The organism is Virgibacillus phasianinus, from assembly GCF_002216775.1.
Classification (GTDB): domain Bacteria; phylum Bacillota; class Bacilli; order Bacillales; family Amphibacillaceae; genus Virgibacillus_F; species Virgibacillus_F phasianinus.
Window position 1 is genome coordinate 3,925,319 of sequence record NZ_CP022315.1, and the last position, 23,934, is coordinate 3,949,252.

Annotated in this window: 18 protein-coding genes, 1 pseudogene and 1 riboswitch; of the genes and pseudogenes, 3 read left to right on the top strand and 16 right to left on the bottom strand. The window is 38.4% G+C overall.

The genetic code is table 11. The features are described from left to right. Window positions 1-234 precede the first annotated feature (234 nt). Window positions 235-663 (top strand): DUF3888 domain-containing protein, encoded by a 429-nt coding sequence (locus CFK37_RS19110; protein WP_157724904.1) that lies wholly within the window; start codon window positions 235-237, stop codon window positions 661-663. Window positions 664-1,161: 498 nt separating this feature from the next. On the opposite strand, the gene CFK37_RS19115 is transcribed toward CFK37_RS19110, so the two are convergent. From CFK37_RS19115 to CFK37_RS19135, 5 genes are all read right to left on the bottom strand, one after another. After that, window positions 1,162-2,379 (bottom strand): MFS transporter, encoded by a 1,218-nt coding sequence (locus tag CFK37_RS19115; RefSeq protein ID WP_089063371.1) that lies wholly within the window; start codon window positions 2,377-2,379, stop codon window positions 1,162-1,164. 467 nt (window positions 2,380-2,846) lie between these two features. Next, on the bottom strand, window positions 2,847-4,694 hold the full coding sequence (gene asnB / locus CFK37_RS19120) for an asparagine synthase (glutamine-hydrolyzing) (protein WP_089063372.1): 1,848 nt from the start codon (window positions 4,692-4,694) through the stop codon (window positions 2,847-2,849). Between the two features lie 159 nt (window positions 4,695-4,853). Further along, the gene (locus CFK37_RS19125) at window positions 4,854-5,843 is read right to left on the bottom strand and encodes a zinc-dependent alcohol dehydrogenase family protein (protein WP_089063373.1); all 990 of its coding nucleotides are present in this window, start codon (window positions 5,841-5,843) and stop codon (window positions 4,854-4,856) included. 301 nt (window positions 5,844-6,144) lie between these two features. After that, window positions 6,145-6,795 (bottom strand): SDR family oxidoreductase, encoded by a 651-nt coding sequence (locus CFK37_RS19130; RefSeq protein WP_089063374.1) that lies wholly within the window; start codon window positions 6,793-6,795, stop codon window positions 6,145-6,147. 108 nt (window positions 6,796-6,903) lie between these two features. Continuing rightward, the gene (locus tag CFK37_RS19135; RefSeq protein ID WP_089063375.1) at window positions 6,904-8,049 is read right to left on the bottom strand and encodes a trans-sulfuration enzyme family protein; all 1,146 of its coding nucleotides are present in this window, start codon (window positions 8,047-8,049) and stop codon (window positions 6,904-6,906) included. Between the two features lie 415 nt (window positions 8,050-8,464). Here CFK37_RS19135 and CFK37_RS19140 point away from each other — a divergent pair, with 415 nt between their 5' ends. After that, window positions 8,465-12,610 carry a GH92 family glycosyl hydrolase gene (locus CFK37_RS19140; RefSeq protein ID WP_089063376.1) on the top strand — a complete coding sequence of 1,382 codons (4,146 nt, stop codon included), beginning with the start codon at window positions 8,465-8,467 and terminating at the stop codon, window positions 12,608-12,610. Between the two features lie 199 nt (window positions 12,611-12,809). Here the strand turns inward: CFK37_RS19140 and CFK37_RS20755 are convergent, their stop codons facing one another. The 9 genes and pseudogenes from CFK37_RS20755 to CFK37_RS19180 form a co-directional block, all read right to left on the bottom strand. Further along, on the bottom strand, window positions 12,810-13,058 hold the full coding sequence (locus CFK37_RS20755) for an FIMAH domain-containing protein (RefSeq protein ID WP_425445395.1): 249 nt from the start codon (window positions 13,056-13,058) through the stop codon (window positions 12,810-12,812). Window positions 13,059-13,079: 21 nt separating this feature from the next. After that, window positions 13,080-14,585: pseudogene (locus tag CFK37_RS19145) on the bottom strand (alpha/beta hydrolase); the annotation flags it as partial. Between the two features lie 358 nt (window positions 14,586-14,943). Continuing rightward, window positions 14,944-16,788 carry an FtsX-like permease family protein gene (locus CFK37_RS19150; protein ID WP_089063377.1) on the bottom strand — a complete coding sequence of 615 codons (1,845 nt, stop codon included), beginning with the start codon at window positions 16,786-16,788 and terminating at the stop codon, window positions 14,944-14,946. Further along, the gene (locus tag CFK37_RS19155; RefSeq protein WP_089063378.1) at window positions 16,788-17,558 is read right to left on the bottom strand and encodes an ABC transporter ATP-binding protein; all 771 of its coding nucleotides are present in this window, start codon (window positions 17,556-17,558) and stop codon (window positions 16,788-16,790) included. The genes CFK37_RS19150 and CFK37_RS19155 overlap by 1 nt, the downstream gene beginning before the upstream one ends. A gap of 34 nt (window positions 17,559-17,592) precedes the next feature. Further along, entirely contained in the window at window positions 17,593-17,967 is a 375-nt protein-coding gene (locus CFK37_RS19160) for a YxeA family protein (protein WP_342746725.1), read from the bottom strand. A 206-nt stretch (window positions 17,968-18,173) separates the two neighbouring features. Further along, window positions 18,174-19,682, bottom strand: coding sequence for a HAMP domain-containing sensor histidine kinase (locus CFK37_RS19165; RefSeq protein WP_425445353.1), 1,509 nt, complete (start codon window positions 19,680-19,682; stop codon window positions 18,174-18,176). After that, window positions 19,666-20,367, bottom strand: coding sequence for a response regulator transcription factor (locus CFK37_RS19170; RefSeq protein WP_089063379.1), 702 nt, complete (start codon window positions 20,365-20,367; stop codon window positions 19,666-19,668). The genes CFK37_RS19165 and CFK37_RS19170 overlap by 17 nt, the downstream gene beginning before the upstream one ends. 283 nt (window positions 20,368-20,650) lie before the next feature. Then, a complete protein-coding gene (locus tag CFK37_RS19175; RefSeq protein WP_089063380.1) occupies window positions 20,651-20,971 on the bottom strand; it encodes a YolD-like family protein in 321 nt (106 codons plus the stop codon). 2 nt (window positions 20,972-20,973) lie between these two features. Further along, window positions 20,974-21,189 (bottom strand): WYL domain-containing protein, encoded by a 216-nt coding sequence (locus tag CFK37_RS19180; protein WP_089063381.1) that lies wholly within the window; start codon window positions 21,187-21,189, stop codon window positions 20,974-20,976. 222 nt (window positions 21,190-21,411) lie between these two features. Next, a riboswitch (SAM riboswitch) is annotated at window positions 21,412-21,509 on the top strand. A 155-nt stretch (window positions 21,510-21,664) separates the two neighbouring features. Here CFK37_RS19180 and CFK37_RS19185 point away from each other — a divergent pair. Continuing rightward, on the top strand, window positions 21,665-22,771 hold the full coding sequence (locus CFK37_RS19185; protein ID WP_089063382.1) for a 5-methyltetrahydropteroyltriglutamate--homocysteine S-methyltransferase: 1,107 nt from the start codon (window positions 21,665-21,667) through the stop codon (window positions 22,769-22,771). 218 nt (window positions 22,772-22,989) lie between these two features. Here CFK37_RS19185 and CFK37_RS19190 read toward each other — a convergent pair whose 3' ends face one another. Together CFK37_RS19190 and CFK37_RS19195 are read right to left on the bottom strand one after the other, a co-directional pair. Continuing rightward, window positions 22,990-23,559, bottom strand: coding sequence for a DUF2812 domain-containing protein (locus tag CFK37_RS19190; protein ID WP_089063383.1), 570 nt, complete (start codon window positions 23,557-23,559; stop codon window positions 22,990-22,992). Next, the gene (locus CFK37_RS19195) at window positions 23,546-23,863 is read right to left on the bottom strand and encodes a PadR family transcriptional regulator (RefSeq protein WP_089063384.1); all 318 of its coding nucleotides are present in this window, start codon (window positions 23,861-23,863) and stop codon (window positions 23,546-23,548) included. The genes CFK37_RS19190 and CFK37_RS19195 overlap by 14 nt, the downstream gene beginning before the upstream one ends. Window positions 23,864-23,934: the final 71 nt, after the last annotated feature.

Genomic DNA, 23,934 nt, shown 5'->3' on the forward strand with positions numbered 1-23,934 from the left:
TTAACTCAATTGTATCAGAATTTTTCATAAATTATCGGACTTCATTTAATTATCAAGACCTAAATTATTATAAAAAGTCAAAAAATAAAGAACGACACATATTAATCTTATAATATGCGTCGCTCCTTTATTCCCTGTTCCACAAGTGTTCGTTTCTGGAATAATACTCCTACACACATAAACATTTCTTAAAAGGAAATCTTAAGTTTAAACCGTGTGAAAGGAATGACGATCATGAAAAAAATCGTTATTGCCATTTGTTTAACACTTGGAATTTCAATTACTTTACACCCCTTTTGTTCTTTGGCAGAAAACATAAATACCGATAAACCATCAAAGGCACTACTGTACCATGACATAGTTATTTCAATGCTTCTGCCTAAAATTCAAAACAAGATTAATGAATTTTACTCGGCGATACTAACGAGATATCCAAACGTTTACCCATATATGGTTTATGTTGAAAATATAAAGAGGCTGGATAACTTTCGTGGTTTTATTTTTTCAATAACAGTAAAAGTCAATCCTGTCGTTGGCCCGCATATTTCAGTGGGAACAGACAAAATGACTTTTAAAATTGACGGTTCAAGGGTGAGACTCACAAAGTTTAACCACATAAAGACTGAAAAGCTTCCCCCACACTGGCAACACATTGTTAGATGAAGGGGATTTCTAAAGCAGAACAAAAGCAGTCCCTCATTCACCAAAATGGCTATTATAAATATTACAGGCGTTAACACTTATTCCGATAGCGTACCTTGTAGAATATAAGATAAAAGAAGGAGCAAATCTAAAAGAGGTTAAGAAATTAGCCTTTGACTCTAAATTGCTACTGTTAGATGGTGTGGACATTATTAAAGAATTTCAATTGAATAAGTAAAATTAAGCATTATTCCCCTTACACTTCACCATGAATTAAGGGGATTTTTTTAAAGATCTCTTAAATAAGATGCCCTTTGTTCTGGCTAATCGCCCTGTAACGGAACATTTTCTTAGTAAAGAGCGTGATTGGCCGAAATTACGGCGAAACTTTGATCGCTTAGTATCCCACCATTTCCGAAATGAACATGATGGAAAATGATGGCCCACTCACACAGAAGGAGGGGCCAAATTCATTTTTGATTGTTACACGGGTTCGGTAACTGTATTATGGTCCTGAAATTAAGCCGAACGCTGCGACGCAACACTATTTTCAGTCGGTTTACTTTTTAAAGTAAGCATTATAATAAAAGAAAGGCAATATAAAACTGCTAGGTAACCCATCGCTACTGTCATATCATACTTTTGCAAAATATACCCAACCAGGATTGGAGATAAACCTCCTAAAGCCCTGCCAAAGTTGAAAATTGCATTTGTTGCCGTACTGCGAATTTGAACTGGGTAAAAATTGCTAATTAAGGCTCCATATCCGGCGAACATTCCATTTGCAAAGAATCCTACAATGGCTCCACCAATCAGCACGCCCGCATTTCCTTCCGCATAAGCGTATAAAAATACAGCTGCTGCAGATGCAAGAAGGAACACCCCATAGGAACGTTTTGCCCCAAATCGATCCATAAACCGTCCAAAGGTTAGCATACCAATAATCATTCCAACTGCAGTAGCAATTGTCCAAATCGCGGAGCTTGAAACGGATAATCCCTGTGATTGTTGCAGCATGGATGGCAACCAAATCATCAAACCATTATAACCTGCAATCTGAACAGTTGCCATGAATGCTAAAGAAATGGTGGTCGCTGTAGCTCTAGGTGTATCAAATAACTGGATTAACCTGCCTTTTTCTTTCACGTTGACCAACTTTTTTTGTTGTTGAGCAGATACCCATTCTGGTGATTCGTCTAAATTTCTTCGCACAATAAATGCAAAAATTACCGGTATTAATCCAACAAAAAACAATGCTCTCCATCCAAAGAATGGAAGGATCATAGCGCTTAGCAGTGCCGCGAGAATGACACCATATTGAGCACCTAGACTCACATACGAAGATGCTCTGCCTTGTTTATTCTTGGGCCAAGCCTCTGCAACCAATGCCATGCCAATTCCGTATTCTCCACCAGCACCAAGACCTGCTATAAATCGATAAACGTAAACCTGTTCAATGTTTGTCGCAAGCCCAGTTAAAGCAGTACCGATCGCGAAAAGTAAAATACTGTACGTGAAAATTCGTACTCGGCCGAATTTATCTGCTAGAATGCCAAAAATCACTCCTCCAGCAAGCATTCCGATATTTGTAATAGAAGATATAAATCCGCCTGTTGCTAAATCGATATTAAAATGTGCAATAATCATGGACATGGCAAATGAGATAAACATAATATCCATGCCCTCTAATGTTAAACCTGCCACAGATGCCACTACTGTTTTCTTCTGATAATCCATACGTTCCCCTCCTGATTTTTTAAATGTTGATCCTCGCTTTGAAGGGAATGGGTTATAAACTTGTCTACCATTCTCTATCCAACCCACACAGTACTAGTTAATAGAGTTCATAATAAACCTTTTTGTCAACATGCAGACACAAGAAATGCCCTTTTGTCATAGAGGACAAAAGGGCATAAATATCCGTAGATATACCATTATCAATGTTTAGCTTATACCACCCTTTTCAGCCTCTCTGGACCGTATTAAAGGAATTATTCAATTAAAATTATAGTAGCATGACAGGAAGAAGGTTTCAATGGAAAATTCCTGCAATAACTATTTTATTACAATACAAAAAGATGTAATTCCAGATAAGCGCCCGATTTAGTGCTCTTACAATGTAGTAATAATTGATTCTTCCTGCCAAATTACTTTCTGCATATATTTCCGGTTTCTTTTAATTACTTTAGCTAGATTAGGCTATGTTAATCACTCACACGAACATCATACTTCCTTAACCAATAATCAATTTGACATAAATGAGCTATCAGCTGCGGACCCTTCATCAATTGGCCATACCATGGTTCCGTAAACTCTGTACCTTCACTTTTAACAATTGCCTCTACTCGGTCCCGTCTAAGAAAGTTAAATAATGGAGAATTACCGTCTGCCAAAATCTCCTTCATCCAATTCACTACCTGCAGCGTGTATTCTGGTTGAAACGTTTTTGGATAGGGGCTTTTCTTTCGATATAAGACATCCTCCGGCAATAGACCCTCAAGTGCTTTTCGTAATATACCTTTCTCTCTGCCTTGAAATAGTTTCATATCCCATGGAATATTCCAAACATATTCAACTAATTGATGGTCTGCAAAGGGAACCCTAACCTCGAGACTTGCCCCCATACTCATTCGATCCTTACGATCAAGCAGCTGTGCCATAAACCATTGCATATTCACGTAAAAGAGTTCACGGCGTCTGGCATCTAATGTATTTTCACCTTCCAACCGTGGCGTCTCGTCAACGGTTTGTTTATATCGATTGTGAACATACTCTTTTAAATTCAGCTTTTTTTGCCATTCAGGATGAAGCAAATCAATTCTAGAATCCAATGATGTCATCCACGGAAACCCTTCCCCTTTTGACGCGGCCGGATCGTGGAACCACGGATAGCCGCCAAATATTTCATCCGCACATTCTCCGGACAAACTGACGGTCGTTTGCTGCTTAATTCGACGACAAAACCATAGCAAGGAAGAGTCAATATCGGCCATCCCTGGTTGATCTCGCAAATCAACCGCCTCCTTAAGCAAATCCGCTAGTTCAAAACCTGTAATCACTTCATCATGGTGGTTTGTTCCAAAATGATCGACAACTTTTTCAATCCATGGCCGATCACTTGAGGGCTGGAATTTGCTTGCCTCAAAATATTGATCATTTCCTTCATAATCAACAGAAAAGGTGGATAATGTACCCCTGCCATTCTGTTTAAAATAATTGGATGCAATGGCCGTAATTGCACTCGAATCTAACCCACCTGATAAAAATGTGGACACTGGAACATCCGCCACTAATTGACGTTGAACAGCATCAACAAATAAGCTTCTTACTTTTTCTGCTGTGTCATCCAGGCTATCCGTATGCTTATAGCTTTTCACATTCCAGTACCGCCACTTTTTAAGTCCATCCTTTGCATAAACAAGCGCATGGGCCGGCCTTAATTCATTAATCCCCTTGAATATTCCATGGCCAGGGGTTCTGGATGGACCTAAACCGAATATCTCCGAAAGGCCACCCCGATCTACCTCTGCATGTACATTTTGATGCGCCAAAATTGCTTTTATTTCTGAGCCAAAAAGGAAGTGGCCATCGGATTCCATATAAAACAAGGGTTTAACACCGAGCCGATCCCTCGCCATAAATAATTGCTCCTTCTCTTGATCCCAAACACCAAATGCATAAATGCCATTTAAATACTGAACACATTTTTCCTTCCATTCAATATAAGCTGTCAGTAATACTTCTGTATCGGATGTTGTTACAAATTGATATCCCCTATTAAGCAAATCTCTACGTAAATCTTCCGTATTGTATAATTCTCCGTTATACACGAGTGTATATGTCACTCCATTATGATCCTTACTCATCGGCTGCCTTCCACCATCAAGATCGACAACCGCAAGCCTCTTATGACCGAAGGCAGCGTGTTGACTTATCCACACTTGCGTATCATCGGGACCCCTCAGCGACAACGTTTCTGTCATTTTTTTTACTATTGTATTTTCCGCTCGAACATCTTTCTGCCAATTAACAATCCCTGTAATGCCACACAAAACAACTCATCCTTTCGACGGGAAACTTTTCCGTGGTTATCCTATGCGAAAAAATGGGCAACTGTCACTTATAGAAAGATAATCTTCTTTTTCATACTATTGATGGTACTTGAATATCGTTATGGGCGCTTATTGTCCTATTATTGAAAAAAGAAGTCATCAACTTGTTAAGAACACTTTTCCTTTCCCCTTTTTGGAAAATTCAACAACACTAACAGCTTCTTTTACGTGTAACAAATCGTAGTGAGAATTCATCTTCATGAGTCTTAATTGGTTATCATTTATTAATGTTATAATCGTATTGAAAGCGTCCTGCCATTTCTCTGTTGAGACATTCTTATTCCAATTCCGCAAATGAAATATAGTAGCATTTACTTTTGCTTTTTTTATAATGTCTGACCAGTTTACCTGTACTCCTGACAAAAGACCGATCGTTAAAAAATTCCCATTAGGATGGACACAAAATGCTAATTCGTTTCCAGCTGACCCTCCAACGGAATCAATAGCAGCATCTGCCCCCATTCCATTCGTTAATTCCATAACCGTTTCATAGAGTAGATTTTCGGAAGTATCAATTACAAAAGAAGCACCTAAATGCAGTAACTCCTCTGTATATTTATTATTTCTAGTAATCGCAATCAATTTAAATCCTAAAACCTTCGATAATTGAGCAAAAATGTGACCAATAGCAGATCCGCATGCATTAAGCAATAGAACATCATTCGGTCTTAATTTTAAAGCTTCCGTACAAGTCACCCAAGCTGTTATTGGATTGATATACATCTGTGATGCCGTAAAATCACTAATAGAATCCGGTATAGAAACTGTATATTCTGCTGATGTTTTAACAAATTCTTGCCATGTGCCTTCTCCCCGCAAAGGTAAAACACGTTTACCAATAAGATTTTGGGGCACTAAGGGACCTACATCTTCTACAATACCCACTCCCTCATAACCAGGTATATTAGGTAAAGAAATCCGATGAGCGTACGATCCTTTAATCGGTATTAAATCAGAAGGATTTATCGGTCGTGCTACCATTCGAACAAGGACTTCATTACCTTTTGGTGGATCAATGGTTTTGTATTTAACGTTTAACACTTCTTTTGGACTACCGAATTCGTGAAATTTAATACATTTTGCATCCAAAACTATTAGTCTCCTTCATATAATTCGATTCATTAAACTGCGTAGATTAATTAAAAAATTATCCGAACTAATCCAAAAACTAATTCAATTATTTTGAATCATAGTTCGGATTTCTTTCTGACTAAAACATTTGTCTCAGCCTTCCACAACAACTAAATACCACTTGTTCAAATGTAGTAGCTGAAAAAGCTTTGGTAAGAGAGATCCGAGAAAAGAAGTAAAAAAGAATGAACCCAACAAAGGCCCATTCTTCTATCTAGTTCTGCAAATAAATCGCTTTTCCCAAATCATCCTACACCCATCAGACCGATTGAACTGCATCCTTAATCAGAGTAGTACCGGTCACGACCTGAGATTCCTTGCCAGCCGTTTTTTCATTTTCAAGGCTGGCCACAATGACACTTGCTACATCCTCTCGTGGAACCTCATTCCTGCCAACTTCTGCTGCCGCCGTTATCTGTCCGGTTCCTTTATCATTTGTCAACAAACCGGGATGGATAATCGTATATTCCAAATCCGCCCGCTTTAACCATTCGTCCGCATAGTGTTTTGCCACAACATACGGTGCAAAGGACGAAGAAGCCTCCTGAATTGCTTTACGGGTGGTGTCAAATGAACTAACCATAACAAATCGCTTCACACCAGCAAGCTTGGCTGCCTCAATTGTTTTTACAGCACCATCCAAATCGACCATCACCGTTTTGTCTGCCCCTGTGTGTCCCCCAGAACCTGCTGTGAACACAACCGCATCGACTCCCTCGGCAGCTTTGGCAATCGATTCGATATCCCCTTCCAAATCCACTACAGCAGTTTCTGCACCTAAATTTTCAAAGAAAGATGCTTGTTCCTGCTTACGGATCATTGCTTTCGCCTCCAGGCTGTCACTATCCTGGATAAATGAAACAAGATGTTTTCCAATTTGACCATTTGCACCAACTACAAGTATTTTCAAATCGTCCACCCTTTCTTTAAAATTCTATTCTACCTATTCTTATCATAATAGAATGAAAAAGCCATTGTCCAAGTTTCTGTCTGAGAGATGGCACTGCATTATACTTTACTAAGACAGAACAGATTCCTTTAATGCATGTTCAAAGGCAGCGATAATATCAGCTGCGTCCTCTATCCCTACCGAAATCCGTATTAGCCCTTCTGTGATGCCAAGCTCCTTCCTAGAAGCTTCAGGAACAGCACGGTGCGAAGTGGATAATGGATAGGAAACGGATGTCTCCACGCCTGCTAACGTAGGAACTATTTTTATCCAGTCCAACGATTTGAAAAAGTCGGCTACATTACATTTTCCGGTGATATCAATTGTGACAATCGCGCCATTTCCTTTTGCTGACACATTCTCCGGATAATAAACTTTTTGCACGGCTTCGTTCTCTTTTAAAGCATTGGCTAAAGCCTGAGCATTATTGGCATGACGGTCCATTCTTACACTTAAGGTCTTTAACCCCCGGCAAGCAAGCCATGCTTCAAAAGGGCTCAAGTTACTGCCTAAATTAACTACCTTTGATTTTGCTTTGGCAATCAGTTCCTCCCCGCCGACTAGCACGCCTGCAGTAACATCACTATGTCCGCCAATATATTTCGTCGCGCTATGCACGACTAAGTCAGCGCCCTTTTCAAATGGCCTGCAGAAATAAGGGGTTGCGAATGTATTGTCAATCATCGTGTAAAGATTATGGTCTTTCGCAATTTCAACGAGTGCAGACAAATCTTCCACACGCAGTAATGGGTTCGTTACAGATTCCGAATAAATCAGTGTAGTGGTAGATTTAATAACGTCAAGGATTTCTTTTTGGCTAGTAAAATCAACAAATATAACGTCAATCCCAAAATCCGGCAATTCATTTGCTAACAGTTCATATGTACCCCCATAGATATCCTTAGATGCAACAATATGGTCACCATGTTTAGCGACACTCAATATTCCCGCCAAAATCGCCGACAATCCTGAGGAAGTCGCCACACCATGCGGGGCACCTTCCAATTGCGCAACTGCTTCACCCAATTCATCTGGATTTGGATTACCAACCCGGGTGTACAAATAATCATTTTTGCCGTTAAAAAAATCCTCCATATCATCAAGGTCCGTAAACTTGAATGCAGATGTCTGATAGATTGGAGTTACCTTGCTTGTAAAAGATTTCTTTTCTTTATTGGAAAGATGTACTGCTCTTGTATCAAAATTTTGTACCATATTATCTCTCCCCCATCCCATATTTTTCATAATAATAATACTATCTACCTTAACGCACCAAAAGGAAATATGCCACTATACGACAACTGACACTTAATTCACAGTGTCTTCTATTTTAAAAATCTGTAAAAAGTGAAGAAATTCAGTAAAAAATACAGAAAATATTTTCGAAAATTTTAAATAGACACTATATAATATCGCTAGCAATACGAACGTATGTATCATTTTACCTAAACCTAATTACCCACATCAGATCCTGAGCCTTAAAACTTTTGAAACCGCTATCACAGTTTAGGAGGTGTCATAGATGAGCATCTATTTACTGCTGGCTGAACATGCGCCATAAAAGAAACCGGAGAGGAGGATAACCAAATGCTGTATGTTCAGGAAAACGATCAAAGGAGGATAAAGGCAGATGAAAAGACTTGTAAGGAAAAACTTTTTAGCCCTATTTTGTTTTATCTTACTTTTTGGGCTTATTCCCATACCAGCTGTCCAAACTGCATCAGCCGCTTCAGATTCAGATGATTATTTTACATCGTTTGAACCGGATGACCCTGAACTAGACTGGGAAAACACTGTGGAAACGGACGCGGATGGAAATAAAATGGCTTCCGGAATTGACGGGAATATTCCATTTGACGGTATCCAAGGGGACATTACGGAGTCGGTGGTTAACATTGAGGTATCCGGTGAAAACCCACCAAGTGAGGTGAAGGAGAAATTAATTGACCGGGACGAAACTACTAAATGGTTAACGTTTGACGATACTGCTACGATTCAGGTTGAACTAAGGCAGCCGGAAGCTGTTGTGAAATACGCATTAACATCAGGGAATGACTTTCCTGGCCGGGACCCAAGCGATTGGGAATTAGCTGGATCCAATGACGGAGAAAATTGGACAACCCTGGATTCGAGGGCTAGTCAAAAATTCAGTGAGCGTTATCAGCGGGAGATATATGAATTTGAAAATACGGAGAAGTATCTTTATTATCGGCTGAACATTACCAAAAACAACGGTGATTCTATCATTCAACTAGCAGAACTCGCCATTTCAAATGGTATTGATGTGCCTGAAGCCCCCCCTTCTGATATGAAATCAATGATTGCAAACGGCCCATCAAGTACCTATAACGCGAAGGCAAATGTTGGCTGGACAGGTGAAAATACAATTACGTATCAAGGGTCGCACCTGCCTGACGGACGGGCATATTCCTATAATAAGATACTTGATGTTGATATTGAAGTAACGGCGGATACAGCGTTGTCCTATTATATTTTCCCGTCTTTTACCGATAAGGATCATACCAATTATGCAAGCACATATGCATCGGTTGATTTGGCATTTTCCGATGGGACGTATCTGCATGATTTGGAAGCACACGATCAGCATGGTATAAAATTAGACCCGCAAAGCCAAGGAGATTCAAAAACACTGTATGCCAATCAATGGAATTTCAAAAAAGCAGACATTGGTTCTGTTGCTGAGGGAAAAACAATCGAGCGAATTTTGGTTGCGTATGATAACCCTAAAGGCCCTGCAACATTCAAAGGACAGATAGACGATATTCAAATTGACGGTAATCCCGTCACAAAGACGTACGATAACTATTCCGATTACGTCAACACACGTAGGGGCACACAATCCAATGGGACGTTTTCCAGAGGTAATAATTTTCCGGCTGTTGCTGTACCACATGGCTTTAATTTTTGGACGCCGGTAACCAATGCAGGTTCAAACTGGATTTACTCCTATAATGAGAGTAATAATGACGATAATTTGCCAATGCTTCAGGCATTCGCATTAAGTCACGAACCAAGCCCATGGATGGGAGACAGACAAACATTCCAAGTCATGCCGTCAAATGCAGAAGGAAAGCCCGATGCAAATCGCGAAAACCGTGCATTGGCGTTTAAGCATGAAAATGAGGTAGCAAAAGCCCACTATTATGGGGTCACTTTTGAAAATGGAATCCAAACAGAAATGACATCTACCGATCATGCAGCAACGATGAGATTTACATTCAAAGATGACAGCTCCAATTTAATCTTTGATAATGTCAGCAACAATGGCGGTATTACACTTAATCCTGAAAATGGAACGATATCCGGATATACCGACCAAAAAAGCGGTTTATCAACCGGCGCAACACGTATGTTTATCTATGCAACATTTGATAAACCAGTCGTAGGCAGCGGTAAACTAACCGGTGAAGGCAGGGATAATGTAACCGCCTATTATAAATTCGATACGACAGATGATAAAGAGATAACAATGAAAATAGCCACCTCGCTGATTAGTGTTGCGCAAGCAAAAAAAAATTTAGAGCAGGAAATTGGCGCCGATGGTACGTTTGATACAACCAAGAAAAAGGCAGAGAAAAAATGGAACGATTTACTCGGAATCATCGAGGTTGAAGGGGCATCAGAAGATCAGCTTACAACACTGTATTCCAACATGTATCGATTATTCCTGTATCCTAATTCAGGGTTTGAAAATACAGGAACGGTTGACAATCCCGAATACAAACATGTCAGCCAATTAGCCCTTAACCCGTGTTCAACTAGTACACCAACAAAAACCTGTGCACCGATAGAGGATGGAAAATTTTATGTCAACAATGGCTTTTGGGATACCTATCGTACAACATGGCCAGCATATTCACTCCTAACCCCTGAAAAAACCGGAGAAATGATCGATGGCTTCGTGCAGCAATATAAGGACGGCGGCTGGATTTCCAGATGGTCATCACCGGGATATGCCAATTTAATGGTGGGAACAAGTGCAAATATTGCTTTTGCTGACGCCTATCTGAAAGGTGTTACAAATTTTGACGTAGAAAGTTTTTATCAATCAGCTGTAAAAGATGCATCCGTTGCACCGCCAAATGATAATGTTGGCAGAAAAGGGATGGAAACCTCCATTTTTGATGGCTATACAAATACATCAACAGGTGAAGGTATGTCATGGGCACTTGATGGCTATATCAATGATTTTGGCATAGCCCAATTAGCAAAAGCACTTGATCAGGAGGAAGATTATCAATACTTTTTAAGCCGGACCCAAAATTATGATAGAATGTTCAACCCCAACATTGGATTTTTTAATGGGAAGAAACCGTCTGGCGAATGGCGTTCGTCACCAGATTCATTTAATCCTGCTGAATGGGGGCATGATTATACCGAAACGAATGCCTGGAATATGGCCTTCCATGCACCCCAGGATGGACAAGGACTAGCCAACCTCTACGGCGGAAAGAAAGGCTTGGAGGACAAGTTGGATGAATTCTTCAGTACTCCGGAAAAGGCTGCCTATCCGGGAAGCTACGGCGGACTCATCCACGAAATGCGCGAGGCAAGGGATGTCAGAATGGGCATGTATGGGCACAGTAACCAGCCAGCCCATCACATTATTTATATGTATAATTATGCTGGCACACCTTGGAAGACCCAGGAAAAAGTACGTGAGGTTTTGGATAGATTATATATTGGAAGCGAGATTGGTCAAGGATACGCAGGTGATGAAGATAATGGCGAAATGTCCGCCTGGTATATTTTCAGTGCGCTTGGATTTTATCCGCTCAAAATGGGAAGCTCGGAATATGCAATAGGAGCGCCACTGTTTAAGAAAGCAACCATCCATTTGGAAAATGGCAAAGATATTGTGATCAATGCGCCCAATAACAGTAAGGAAAATAAATATGTTCAAAGTTTAAAAGTGAATGGTAAAAGCTATACGAAAAATTATATCAAACATGAAGACCTGGCAGACGGAGCAACATTAGACTTTGAAATGGGACCGGAACCGTCTGAGTGGGGCAGCGATCTAACGGATTTGCCAGAATCGATTACACCAGCAGCAACCGATGGATTATCTGCCTCCGCCTCCCTGCATGATTTTACCGATCAAGCAGAAGGTACTGCTACAGGAAGTGATAAGGAGAATGTTAAGCAACTATTTGATAATACATCAGAAACTCAGGTGAATTTTGATCATAAAAAACCTTGGATTCACTATCACTTTAATAAGAAAAGAAAGGTAAAGATGTATACGTTAACTTCCAGTGACAATTCGGATCCAACTGCCCAGGTGAGCTGGGTGTTAAAAGGTTCCAACGACGGTGAAAATTGGAGCGTCTTGGATGAGCGGGATAATGAATCGTTCAAATGGCAGCAATATACACGAGCATTTGAGATTGAAAATCCCGAATCCTATTCATTCTACCGGTTAGAGGTAACCGGCAGTCAATCCGTATCCTTATCGGAATTAGAATTTCTTGGTTTGGAAGAACCGCCAGCGGGAATGTCTGCCGGTATAAAGCGTGTAGTTCAACGTTTAAATAATGAAGGCGATCTGAAATCAGCAGCCGTTCATGCCTTGGAATTGCACCTGACCGCAGTAGAACAGTTTGAAAAACGAGGGAAAGCACAGAAAGTAGTGAAACACATGAAAGGCTTCAAGCAACTATTAAAGCATCAACATAAATCAGGTTTACTGTCTGATGATGCCTATCACATGCTTAAAGATAATGCGGATTATATGATCAAACTTTGGCAGTAACGGATAAAATTATAGAATGATAGACTGTGATTGTCTGCTCACATTTTTCTCCTTGAAAGGTTGAAAAATGTGCAATCGAAGGGAGTAAACAGGAGAGCGCAAATGGTGCTCTCCTGTTTTTTAAGTGTTTGTTAAGGAATATAGTTAATAAAGGCGTTAACGTCATGCAAATTAATTCAAGATCCGCCATTTCCAAGATTTACTCCCATTTCTTTATTAATTGATCAGCATCCACCTTCAGAGCGTTATAAGCCTTCAGGGATATCAAATCCGTTTTTTTCTGGTGGTTAAGCAGAAGTCTAAATCCTTTCATGTGCTTGACTACCTTTTCAGCAAATCCTTGTTCTTCGAATCGGTTAACTGCGGACAGATGAACCTTTAAGGCACGAGCAGCACCATGATTGGTAAATTCTCCTTCTGCTTCAAACCGGTCGACTAGCGCTTTCATTTCAGATGCACTGTTTAATTGATGTGGGTTAGATTTTACCCACGCAGCTATATCGCGAATAACATATTCAGGGATATTAGCTGGGATAAGATATTCTTCCGGGGTGCTCATTCCTTCTTCACCTTCCGTGAAAAAATGGTTGAGCTTCGGATAGAGCTGATATTCTACATTGTTACGATGGGAAAGTTCTCTTCTCCAAATGGGAATTTCACTGTCCGCTTGTACCTGATAATCCTCCTCACCCTGAATAATCAGCAGCGGTTTGGTTTGTTCGCTTGCCATCTCAGCAGCTTTAATATCATTTATTGAATCCCAAAACATGGACTGACCTAGTTGAAAACCTGCTGGAGGATTTTCCCCGGAGAAATCGGGATCATTTAACAGTTCATACTGCCCTTTCAAAAACTCATATAGTTCAAGCGGCATCCGATCGATTGAAAATAAATAATCCAGTTGATCGAGAACTACGTCTTGGATTGTTCTTGCAGGACCGGCCATGACGATCGCACCTTCGATATTGTCCCTTTTGTCTTTATTGATAATTTGCGGAACCATCATCCCCCCTTGGCTGTGTCCAAGGATAAAAATTTGATCATTGTCTATTCTTTTCTGCTGTTCAAGCAAATTAGACGCAAGTACAGCATCATCGGTTGTTTCTTTATCCACGGTGTGATTGGGGTCTGCCGTTGTTTTCAATGTATGTTCGAAAGTTCGTTTATTATACCTTAAAACGGCAATCCCCTTTGAGGCAAGACCGTGTGCCAAATCACGGAATGGCTTTAATGCATACGCCCTTTCATCACGATCAGATGCACCTGATCCCTGAACGAGAACTACTGCTGGAAAAGGACCCTCTCCTTTTGGAATAGATAATGTCCCAGGCAGGGCAAATGTTCCTTTTCCAACCACTACTTCTTTTTCAGTGAAGGTATCCGGGTTGCTATATAAAGGATCCCCTGCAACTTCACCCTTCTGTACAGTCGCAAGTATATCATCTACGTTTCCCGACGGATCAAGCCTGATGATCATTGGAACCGTGGCTTGTTCGAACTTTAGTCCAAGTTCAACGTTTGTATGTACTTGATTGGATCCCTTTACCTTTGCTGAACTAAATCCAATGAATGAACCCGAATTTATTTGTTGGATGTATGTACTCCGGTACATTTCCAACCACTGTTCCGTAATCCTTTTCTTAAAATCACTAGAGGTTAACTTCAAGGCGTGGTGATAGTTGCCCGCGTGCATATCCTGGATTAATTGAATCGCATTCTGGATGAAACGATTTTTAAATCTATCCGTATCAATGACCTGACCGTTCCCTGACGGGTTTATACTGTTCTTACGTATATTGTTTAGTAGATTGAATCCAAGCGAATTAGCACCTTCCTGCTTGGTCAAAAGTTGATTCGCTGCATGGTTTGGTGGATAAACCGCTTCACTTCCTAATGCAATCGTTGGCATACTTAGGGTAAGTAGTATAACCCCTACGATCAGAAACCCTTTTCCTATTATGCTTTTCAACAAAATTCCCCCTTATTGATCTATTAATTAATGGCTCTATCTAAATCTACGTTTAGGTATACAGAAGGTTTCAACTATTTTGATTAAAAATAAATGTTCAATTAAATCGTTTTCATTTGATGGAAGAGTTCTGGGGAAAGATATATTTCCACTTCTAATACCATCTTTGTATATATCCCGACTACATACAATATGAGTGAATAGCTTTCTCAAAGAATGTAAATAACATTAATTTCCTGCATTACTCATTCAGTTCTCTTGTCACCAACACAATATTCTCAATAGGCCCGATCGTATTCTGCAATACAGGGCGCTGATCTTTGCTCCAGAACAGCACCCCTTTTGTAGAACTAGTTTATATGAATTATACTTTTTTCGGAAAAACAATTCTTTTATATAAATGAACTGTAATAAGATAATAGGCCGTATAAACGAATAGAAAAATAACAATAGGCAGCCAGATGCGGTAATATGGATCGATTAAGACATATCCAAACATGTTCATTCCAATCAATACATGCAGCATACCTATAATAGCTGGTGCCAAAAATACAATGAACAACTCTTTATAGATGGACTTGGTTAATAATTCACGACTAACGCCAATTTTTCTAAGCATTTCATACCGATTAATATCTGTTGTTGCGCCAGATAGAATTTTAAACATTAAACTACTTGCCATCATTGCCAAGAAAGCAATCCCCAAGAATAAACCCATAAATACAGTTCCACTAGCATCAGCATAGAAGTTTTTGTATATTTTATACTTACTTAGAATATCATCAGCTTTACCATCCTTATATTTCTCTGACTCCAATTCATCAAGCTTCTTCCATTCTGTTGTATGTGCAACAAAATCATCTGTTTTTCCAATAAATATGGTACCTGTTTTCCCCTTTAACTCATGATACATTTTTAGATTGATAATTTTCATTGGCTTATTTAGATCATCTAAATAGATAGAGTGCATATTTATTAAAGCAGTTTCCCATTCTTCTGGGATTGACTTCGTATTTTGATTGATTTCTTGACGACCATAATCCGAAATAGCATTTACCGGAAGATCTCCCCTAACACGCCTTGGTTTATCACCATTCCCAGCATGGATTAGTGGCGGGTTTTTTTCCAAATCTTCCTTGACATAATAAACAAATGTATCATCAACCTTATAACGATATTCGCTTTTCTCTTTAAATGGAATACCATCCAAGATTTCCATTTCTTCGGTGGTCGGATTGTTTATAGTGGTATCATATATTTCAAAACTGTCCGTGGATTTCATCACATTATTTTTATAGGCTAAGCCACCTGAAATAGCTCCTGATCCAAGTGCGATTAACATCGCTACTGTAGCTAATACTTTTGTTAAACTGTTGATTCGGAAATTTAATTGGGAAAATGTAAAAGCATTAAGACCTTTTTCGTTGCGTGTTTTATTCGCTTTTAGCCTTTTAACAAATAGTGGGAAAAATGCCTCAAAGAACAAATACGTTCCAGCCGTTGTTGTAAGCATGGCTATCACGATTCCAGCTTCCTTTAACTTATCAAAATAGAACATGGATAGATAGCCAATTCCTAACAATATGAGTGAAAGAAGCGCAACTATACCAGTCATTTTTCCTTCAATAATGATAGAATCAGCGTGAGTATCCCCATGAACAAGGTCCAGAATGGAAGTCCGTAATAATGTAAGACTATTCATCATGGCGGTCAATATAAATAACAAACAGAAGAAAATACACGTAACCGAAATCGATGGTACATACAATGCCTGATAACCCTCGGCAGTAAAATCAAGCTGCTTCATAAGCAACTTGCCAATTACTTGTGCAAGCCCTGTTCCAGCTAAAATCCCAATCAAGAGAGATGTTGCTCCGATAATGATTGTTTCTAAAAACATAAGGCGTATAACCTTATGTTTCTTTGCTCCGAGCGTCATATACATTCCAAATTCTTTTCGCCTAAGAGAAAGCAAGAAAGAATTCGCATAGAACATATAGAAGAATGTAATAATGGCAAGCAGGACAGAACCTGTTTGGAAAATGAATCCGATTGAATTAGTCGTTGCATTTGCTTCAAGAAATGCTTTATTTAAAGCTAATGTTTGAAACATATAAAATATAGCAATAGACATAACCAGACCAATCAGTAAAACAATATAATCTTTTAGCTTACTTTTTAGTCCTGATATGGAAAGTTTAACTAACATCATAAACCTCCCTGTGTTTCTGTACCTAAGTCTGCAAGCACATCTAGAATTTCTTTATGAAACACTTCGCGTGTACTGTTGCGGTGAATTTCCCTGTATATTTCTCCGTCACGTATAAATAAAATACGTCGGCAATAACTTGCACTAATTGGATCATGGGTAACCATTAAAATGGATACATCTTGTTCTTCATTTAAACCCTTCATGGAATTTAAAAGGCCTGTGGCGTTTTTTGAATCAAGCGCTCCAGTTGGCTCGTCCGCTAAAATAACGGCTGGCTCATGAACAATAGCGCGTGCTGCAGCTGTACGTTGTTTTTGCCCACCAGAAACCTTTGATGGATATTTTGCAAGAATGGCTTTAATACCTAACATATCGGCTACTTTTTCAACCCTTGGGCCAATCTTTTTAGAAGGGATGTCTTGAAGGGAAAGTGGCAGTGCAATGTTTTCGTAAATGGTTAAATTCTCAAGTAAGTTAAAGTCTTGAAAAATAAAACCCAACTTTTGGGAGCGAAAGTTAGCTAGTTCACTTTGTCTCATTTTCGTAATATCTAAGCCAGCAATTTCAACCGTGCCATTTGACGGTTGATCCAGTGTTGAAATGACATTTAATAATGTTGTTTTTCCAGAACCAGATGCTCCCATAATTCCAACAAATTCACCATCTTGAATGGAGAAGGATAATCCTTTTAATGCATGTGATTGGTTTTCGCCTTTTTTACCATATATTTTTTGTATATTTTCAACCTGAACTACGGACTTCTTCATCCTATTTCTACCTCCACCCTAGTGTTTTTCTAAGCTATTTGTTACGCTTTAGCTCTTTTATCGCCTTTTCAGGAACGTTCTCTTCCGTTACTTTCTCATACTCATAAACATAAGTTCCTTTAACGTGTACCTTCAAGTAGGTATTTTCGGGAAAATCCTTAACGCTTGCCGTTACTTTAATTTCCTCTACCTCCCCCGATTCATCAACCCCATCTAGCCTAAACATATATCTGTGTTCGAAGTCGGGATCAGTTTCTCCTTCTTTATTTATAAGTGCGTATACATCCTTTTCTTGAATAAACGGATTAAATCTATCCCGGATATCCTCACCAATCAGGGATAATGCACCAATAACAAGAACAAGCCCTACAAGTATTCCAATCAGTATTCTTTTCAGCTTCTTTTTCATCTTTATTTTCACCTTTCCTTTATCCACTTTAATTTTTTGGCTTTTCCAATGAAGCAATCTGGAATAATTCAAGTATAAGATGCAATTCTTAATTAAAAACGGGATAACTTCTTAACTTTTTCTTAATAAGCTAAAAAAGACTAAAAAAAAGAACCCTTGTACTTTAAGGGTCCTTAAGAATGTAATTTCACTATTATTGGAAACAATTATTTTTCAGACGACATTGGCAATACTATAATAAAATGAACAACTCCATTACTATATTCTGCTTTAATCCCTCCTCCATGCAGCTCCACAATGCTCTTTGCGATTGCAAGACCAAGCCCGGAGCCTCCTGTTACCTTGCTTCTCGAATCATCTTTTTTATAAAAACGCTCAAATAAGTTTTCTAACTCCTCTTTCGTAAATTCGTCACTTTGATTTGCGATGGATATTTCAAGCTGATCTTGATATTTCCTGAGGGAAACCTGAATATCCCCGTTATCTTTGCTGTAGTTAATAGCATTCATTAGTAAATTTTCAAATAGTCGTACCGTTTGTTCTGAATCAACAAAAGCATATAATGGTTCATCAGGAAACCTTTTCACAATTGACAAGCCACGTTTTTCCGCTTGTGGTGTGATTTCGTCAATCAGTTGGTCAAGGAATTTATTTATGCATACATCCTGTCGATCTAGGATGAGATTCCCATCTGTTAGCTTTGTGTATGCAAACAAATCCTCAATTAAGGTTTCCAATTGTTCCGATTTTGAAAAAGCAATCTTAACATATTCATTACGTTGTTCTTCATTTTCAAATTTCCCATCGAGTAGCAAGCGCAAGTAACCCAAAATGGATGTCAATGGCGTTCTTAAATCATGTGATACATTGGTAATCAATTCATTTTTTTGCCTTTCCACCTGACGTTCCTTTTCCATTTGAATCATAAGGTCTTCTGCCATATAATTGATGTTTTCCGTTAATAAGGCGATTTCATCCTGCCCCTGTTGCTCAATCCGATAAGCTAAATTACCTTTTGCAATCTCGTTTACACCTTGTGCCATCGCTTCAATCTGTTTCATCTTTCGCTTCGTTAAATAATAGAAAGAAAAAATAAAAACAAAAATCCCAATAAAAAATGGAAACGGACCTTCTTTCGTTTGATACGTTACAGTGCCCTCTGGAATTCCGCTTACAAACATATATAAATTCTTGCTATTTATCGTGAGTGGATAAAACGTAATAAATTCCTTACGAGTACCACTTAATTGTTCTTCCCCACTTGTATAGGATGGTTGGTTTATAGCAAAAGACATCACATTACCAATGGTCTCATGCAGATTTATTTGAACTTCCTGTGCTTGTTCTGTTTTGTACAGAACTTTCCCAGTCTTATCCGTAACCAGCACTTTTAAAGCATTGAGACCTCGCCCGGAAACTGCATTTTGTTCGTTTATAAATTTCTTAATGGCTTCTATTGTATTTTCTTTTTCTATTGTTTCTGCTGCTAACTGTGCCTGCCAATTAATGCTTTCCATACCCCAGCTGTAATCAATGGTAGCCACCTTATTTATATTTTCAAAAATTGGTACTACCATTCTCGATACGAAAAATCCTAATAACGCGCATACAATAAATGCAGCAATTAACTGAATGCGAATACTTCGTCTTATACTAGTTATCAGTTTTTCAGTAAACCATTTTATAAAATTCATGGGATTAATTTTCTTTTTCAATTTTATATCCCACTCCCCAAACCGTTTTAATAAACATAGGTTTTCTTGGGTTTTCTTCTATTTTTTCGCGGACTTTCCGAATATGCACCATTACTGTGTTATCCGATTGAAAAGACTGTTCTTTCCAAACCTTTTCGTAAATTTTTTCCGCACTAAATACAATACCACGATTCCGAGAAAGAAGTTCCAGAATAGAAAATTCTCGTGGTGTTAACTTTATTTCTTTACCTTCTACTGTTACTTCATGTGTCGACACATTTATTAGCATCCCTCCAATTTCAATTTCACTTTCATTTTGAACCATGCCGCTACTCATTCTCATATACCTGCGAAGCTGTGATTTAATTCTGGCTACCAGTTCCAATGGATTAAAAGGTTTCGTTATATAGTCATCTGCCCCTGTTGTTAATCCCATTATTTTATCCATATCTTGTGTCTTTGCGGATAACATAATTATTGGCATTTCAGCTATTTCTCTTACTTTAATACACATATCCATACCATTTATTTTAGGCATCATAATATCAAGTACAATTAAATGTACTTGATTATCTTTCAAAATATCTAGACCTTCTTCACCATTGCCAGCTTCTATCACGTTATATCCTTCATTCTTTAAATAGATGGAAATGAGATCCCTTATTTCCTTTTCATCATCTATTACAAGAATTGTTTCTTTACTCATAAGAAATCCTCCAATTATCAAAAAGTTATTCCCTTAATTGTAATAGTATAAATGGGATTTCTTAAAAAATAGATGCGGAAGTTCTTAACTATTTCTTAAGATAATTAATAATGTTGCGCATAAATTATTTTTATATTCTATGCTTCCTCCACAATCTGGACCAGTTTGCAGAACTTAAGTATTCCAGCAAATCAACACAATTGTATCAAACCTTAAACCCTTATAACACTGTCTCCCAAGTTTCAAGCATATTTTATTACGAGAAACTGACCCTAGGAAAGGATTAATCTATGTGCACATCTAGCACATTATCCAATTTTATTTCCGTTTGATCTTCATTATTTAATTTCAACTTAATCTGATCAATTTTCATCAGCTTTCCTTTGATAGTCAGGTAGTCGCGTCCACTGTAATGCTTAATCTCAACCGTTAAATTATTGTGAATAGCGCACTGCAGTTTCATGCCGATTTCTTCTTTTTGCTGTTCATCTAACATTGGCTTTTCCTTGTATTCTTCCTCTTTCCAGTACTCATTTAACATGTTGATATGCTCTGGTAACATCATTGCAGTCCACTTTATTGTACCTCTGTCATTCACACTCATTTTTATGCCCCCATTCGTTTTCTAACCGGTCCAACCGATAAAATATTATCCAATTTAAAAGTTCGAATAGCCCTTTTCGTGTAACAGTAAGCCATAATCTTGTCATCGTTAATTTTGTACACCTGAACAACCCTTTGCGACGCCAGGTTATTTTTGTCCAGATAAATCAATTCCATTTTTTCTTTATGCTGAATGGCTCGTAAAAGCATATTTTTCATGAAATAACCTCCAGTACAGAACATTCGTTCTAATTATATCACGAAATACGAACATATATGCGTGTTTCTGACTAGAAATTTATTCCTTATGGAGCCGTCATTGGCGTTTTTTCCCAAGCGAAGACTACTGACGCTGATAGTAACAAATCTTCTAAATTTTCCCTTGACATTCAGAATCTACAGTTGTATGATTATGACTAATCTGAAAAGTGAATAGTATATTTCTTATCCAGAGAGGTGGAGGGACTGGCCCTTTGAAACCTCAGCAACAGACTTTTGTACTGTGCTAATTCCAGAAGCAACATGCTTGGAGATAAGAAGAGAAACCGGTCACATTCCAAACCCTCTTCTTATTTTGTAAGAAGGGGGTTTTTACGTACATAAGAAAAGCGGTAGCAATCGATTAAAAACATGCAAGTCCACTAGTTTTATTGCCCGAAATTAATAAAAAACACACGGAAAGAAGGAATGGAAAATGGCAATCACTTTAACAAAAGCACCATTCAAAGCAGATCAAGTAGGAAGCCTATTGCGACCTGAAAGCATACACCATGCTAGAAAAGAATTTAAAGAAGGAACCATTACTGCTGAACAATTACGTGATACAGAAACGAAGGAAATTAAGCGGATTGTTGATAAACAAATTGAAATTGGCTTGCAAGCAGTAACAGATGGTGAGTTTAGACGGCGATTTTGGCACACAGATTTCTTGGAACATCTGAACGGGATTGAAGGATATGTCCCTGAGGTCGGCTATATTTTCCACGGGAATGAAGAAACAGAAAAATATAATGTTCGCAATACGGGCAAGGTTTCCTTTAATCCTGACCATCCATTTATCAAGGATTTTATTGAATTTAATGCAATTGTTGATGGTCGTGCAGTTGCGAAACAAACAATTCCTAGCCCAAACCAGCTTTTTAATGTGGGGATCATTGACGAGACTATTTATCCCGATATTGAAGAATATGCCGATGATGTTATCCAAACATACCGTGATGCAATCCAAGCTTTTTATAAAGCGGGGGTGCGCTATTTACAATTTGATGATGTTTATATTGCTGGGCTTTCTTCACCAGATATTCCATTTAACGAGGGGAAATATTCAAGGCAAGAACTAATTGATTTGGCACTGCGCGTTATTAATGGTGTATTGGATGGTAAACCAGCGGATTTAGTCGTGACGACACACTTATGCCGTGGAAACTATCGATCCAATTGGGCATTTGAAGGAAGTTATGACTTAATCGCCCCAACATTGTTTGCTGAAGAAAAAGTGGACGGATTCTTCCTGGAATATGATGATGACCGCTCCGGTGATTTCAAACCATTAGACTATATTCCAAGTGACGGCCCACAGGTTGTGCTTGGTGTTATCACATCGAAAAGTGGCGAACTGGAGGACAAAGAATCCATTAAAAGGCGGATTAACAAAGCATCCCACTATGTGCCGCTTGAGCAATTATGCTTAAGCACGCAATGCGGATTCTCATCAACCCACCATGGGAATAAATTAACGGAAGAAGACCAATGGAATAAATTGAAATTTATTGTTGATGTGTCGAAGGAAATTTGGGGATAAAAAAAGTTTTAGAACAAGATAGAGCGTGCAGAAGTTATTGCATCAATTCGTAATGGTGAATATTGTTTAAACGTGAACCACAAAAAAATGAAGTAGAAATAGATTTTTTAAAACAATAAGAAGTTTAATCCCCTCAACACGTGTGTTGAGGGGGTAGGTACATTATCCTCAATTTACCGCCTTGGATTAAAAAAGTTCATACTTAAATCCCTAGCATATTATTTTTCTTTTAATATTGAATACTTTCGATAAGCTCTATAGAAACTGCTGCCAAAGAATACAACCATAAGCATGGGAAGAGACCTTAAAAGGACAAATGGCGTTTCAAATAAAAGTGCCTTCCAAAACAATGAACCTTTCATACTCCAAAGACCTTCAGTTAAATATAATCCCGAATCCTTGTAAATCGAATAAGAAAAAAACAAACAAAGCATACCTAACCAAAATGAATACACCATTAATCTTTTATAATAATTACCCTTTGATTGGCGGTCCGAGAAGATTTCATTTTGATCATCTTTTACTTTCTGCCAATACTGTTTTCCACCCAGCCGGTACCTCACTACATGGGTCCAACCAAAATCTTCATATATCGCTTTGTATTCCTTGAACTTTTTCTTTGGCAAATAATCTTGATAATCAAGTCGCATAACATATCTATTGTCCGTTTTTTTGAAAGTGTATATCCCAAGTCCACTAATATTTGTACAGCGATAGCCCTTCTGCAGTTGCTTATTCAGCCATTGTTCTTCTTTTTCAATATCAAAAAACATGTTAAACATCTTCATTAGAACCATCCCCTTCATACAAGGATAAAATATGCGATAGCCTTTCTTGTTCCATTTTCAAAATGGCGCTTCCTTCTGCAGTTATCATATAAATTTTTCTCCGGCCCGAATTTCCAACAGGTTCAATCCAACCATGCTTATTCAAGTTTTCAATCGCACCGTACAATGTACCAGCCGCTAAACTAACAGTACCATTACTTATTTTTTCTATTTTCTGCATTACAGCATAGCCATGAAGTGGTTCACGTAACGCCAATAAAATATAATGCATGGTTTCAGACAATGGCAATAATTTATGTTTCATGCTTTCACCCTCTATCCAGTTCAACTGAATAGTCAATAGCATTTTTAAAGACTATACTCACTCATCAATCC

Excerpts from the sequence above, each read along its gene's own strand:
- CFK37_RS19110 (WP_157724904.1), top strand. The coding sequence starts at position 235 with ATGAAAAAAATCGTTATTGCCATTTGTTTAACACTTGGAATTTCAATT.
- CFK37_RS19115 (WP_089063371.1), bottom strand. The coding sequence starts at position 2,379 with ATGGATTATCAGAAGAAAACAGTAGTGGCATCTGTGGCAGGTTTAACA.
- CFK37_RS19135 (WP_089063375.1), bottom strand. The coding sequence starts at position 8,049 with ATGGTACAAAATTTTGATACAAGAGCAGTACATCTTTCCAATAAAGAA.
- CFK37_RS19140 (WP_089063376.1), top strand. The coding sequence starts at position 8,465 with ATGAAAAGACTTGTAAGGAAAAACTTTTTAGCCCTATTTTGTTTTATC.
- CFK37_RS20755 (WP_425445395.1), bottom strand. The coding sequence starts at position 13,058 with ATGAAAGCGCTAGTCGACCGGTTTGAAGCAGAAGGAGAATTTACCAAT.
- CFK37_RS19150 (WP_089063377.1), bottom strand. The coding sequence starts at position 16,788 with ATGTTAGTTAAACTTTCCATATCAGGACTAAAAAGTAAGCTAAAAGAT.
- CFK37_RS19155 (WP_089063378.1), bottom strand. The coding sequence starts at position 17,558 with ATGAAGAAGTCCGTAGTTCAGGTTGAAAATATACAAAAAATATATGGT.
- CFK37_RS19160 (WP_342746725.1), bottom strand. The coding sequence starts at position 17,967 with ATGAAAAAGAAGCTGAAAAGAATACTGATTGGAATACTTGTAGGGCTT.
- CFK37_RS19170 (WP_089063379.1), bottom strand. The coding sequence starts at position 20,367 with ATGAGTAAAGAAACAATTCTTGTAATAGATGATGAAAAGGAAATAAGG.
- CFK37_RS19175 (WP_089063380.1), bottom strand. The coding sequence starts at position 20,971 with ATGAGTGTGAATGACAGAGGTACAATAAAGTGGACTGCAATGATGTTA.
- CFK37_RS19180 (WP_089063381.1), bottom strand. The coding sequence starts at position 21,189 with ATGAAAAATATGCTTTTACGAGCCATTCAGCATAAAGAAAAAATGGAA.
- CFK37_RS19185 (WP_089063382.1), top strand. The coding sequence starts at position 21,665 with ATGGCAATCACTTTAACAAAAGCACCATTCAAAGCAGATCAAGTAGGA.
- CFK37_RS19190 (WP_089063383.1), bottom strand. The coding sequence starts at position 23,559 with ATGAAGATGTTTAACATGTTTTTTGATATTGAAAAAGAAGAACAATGG.
- CFK37_RS19195 (WP_089063384.1), bottom strand. The coding sequence starts at position 23,863 with ATGAAACATAAATTATTGCCATTGTCTGAAACCATGCATTATATTTTA.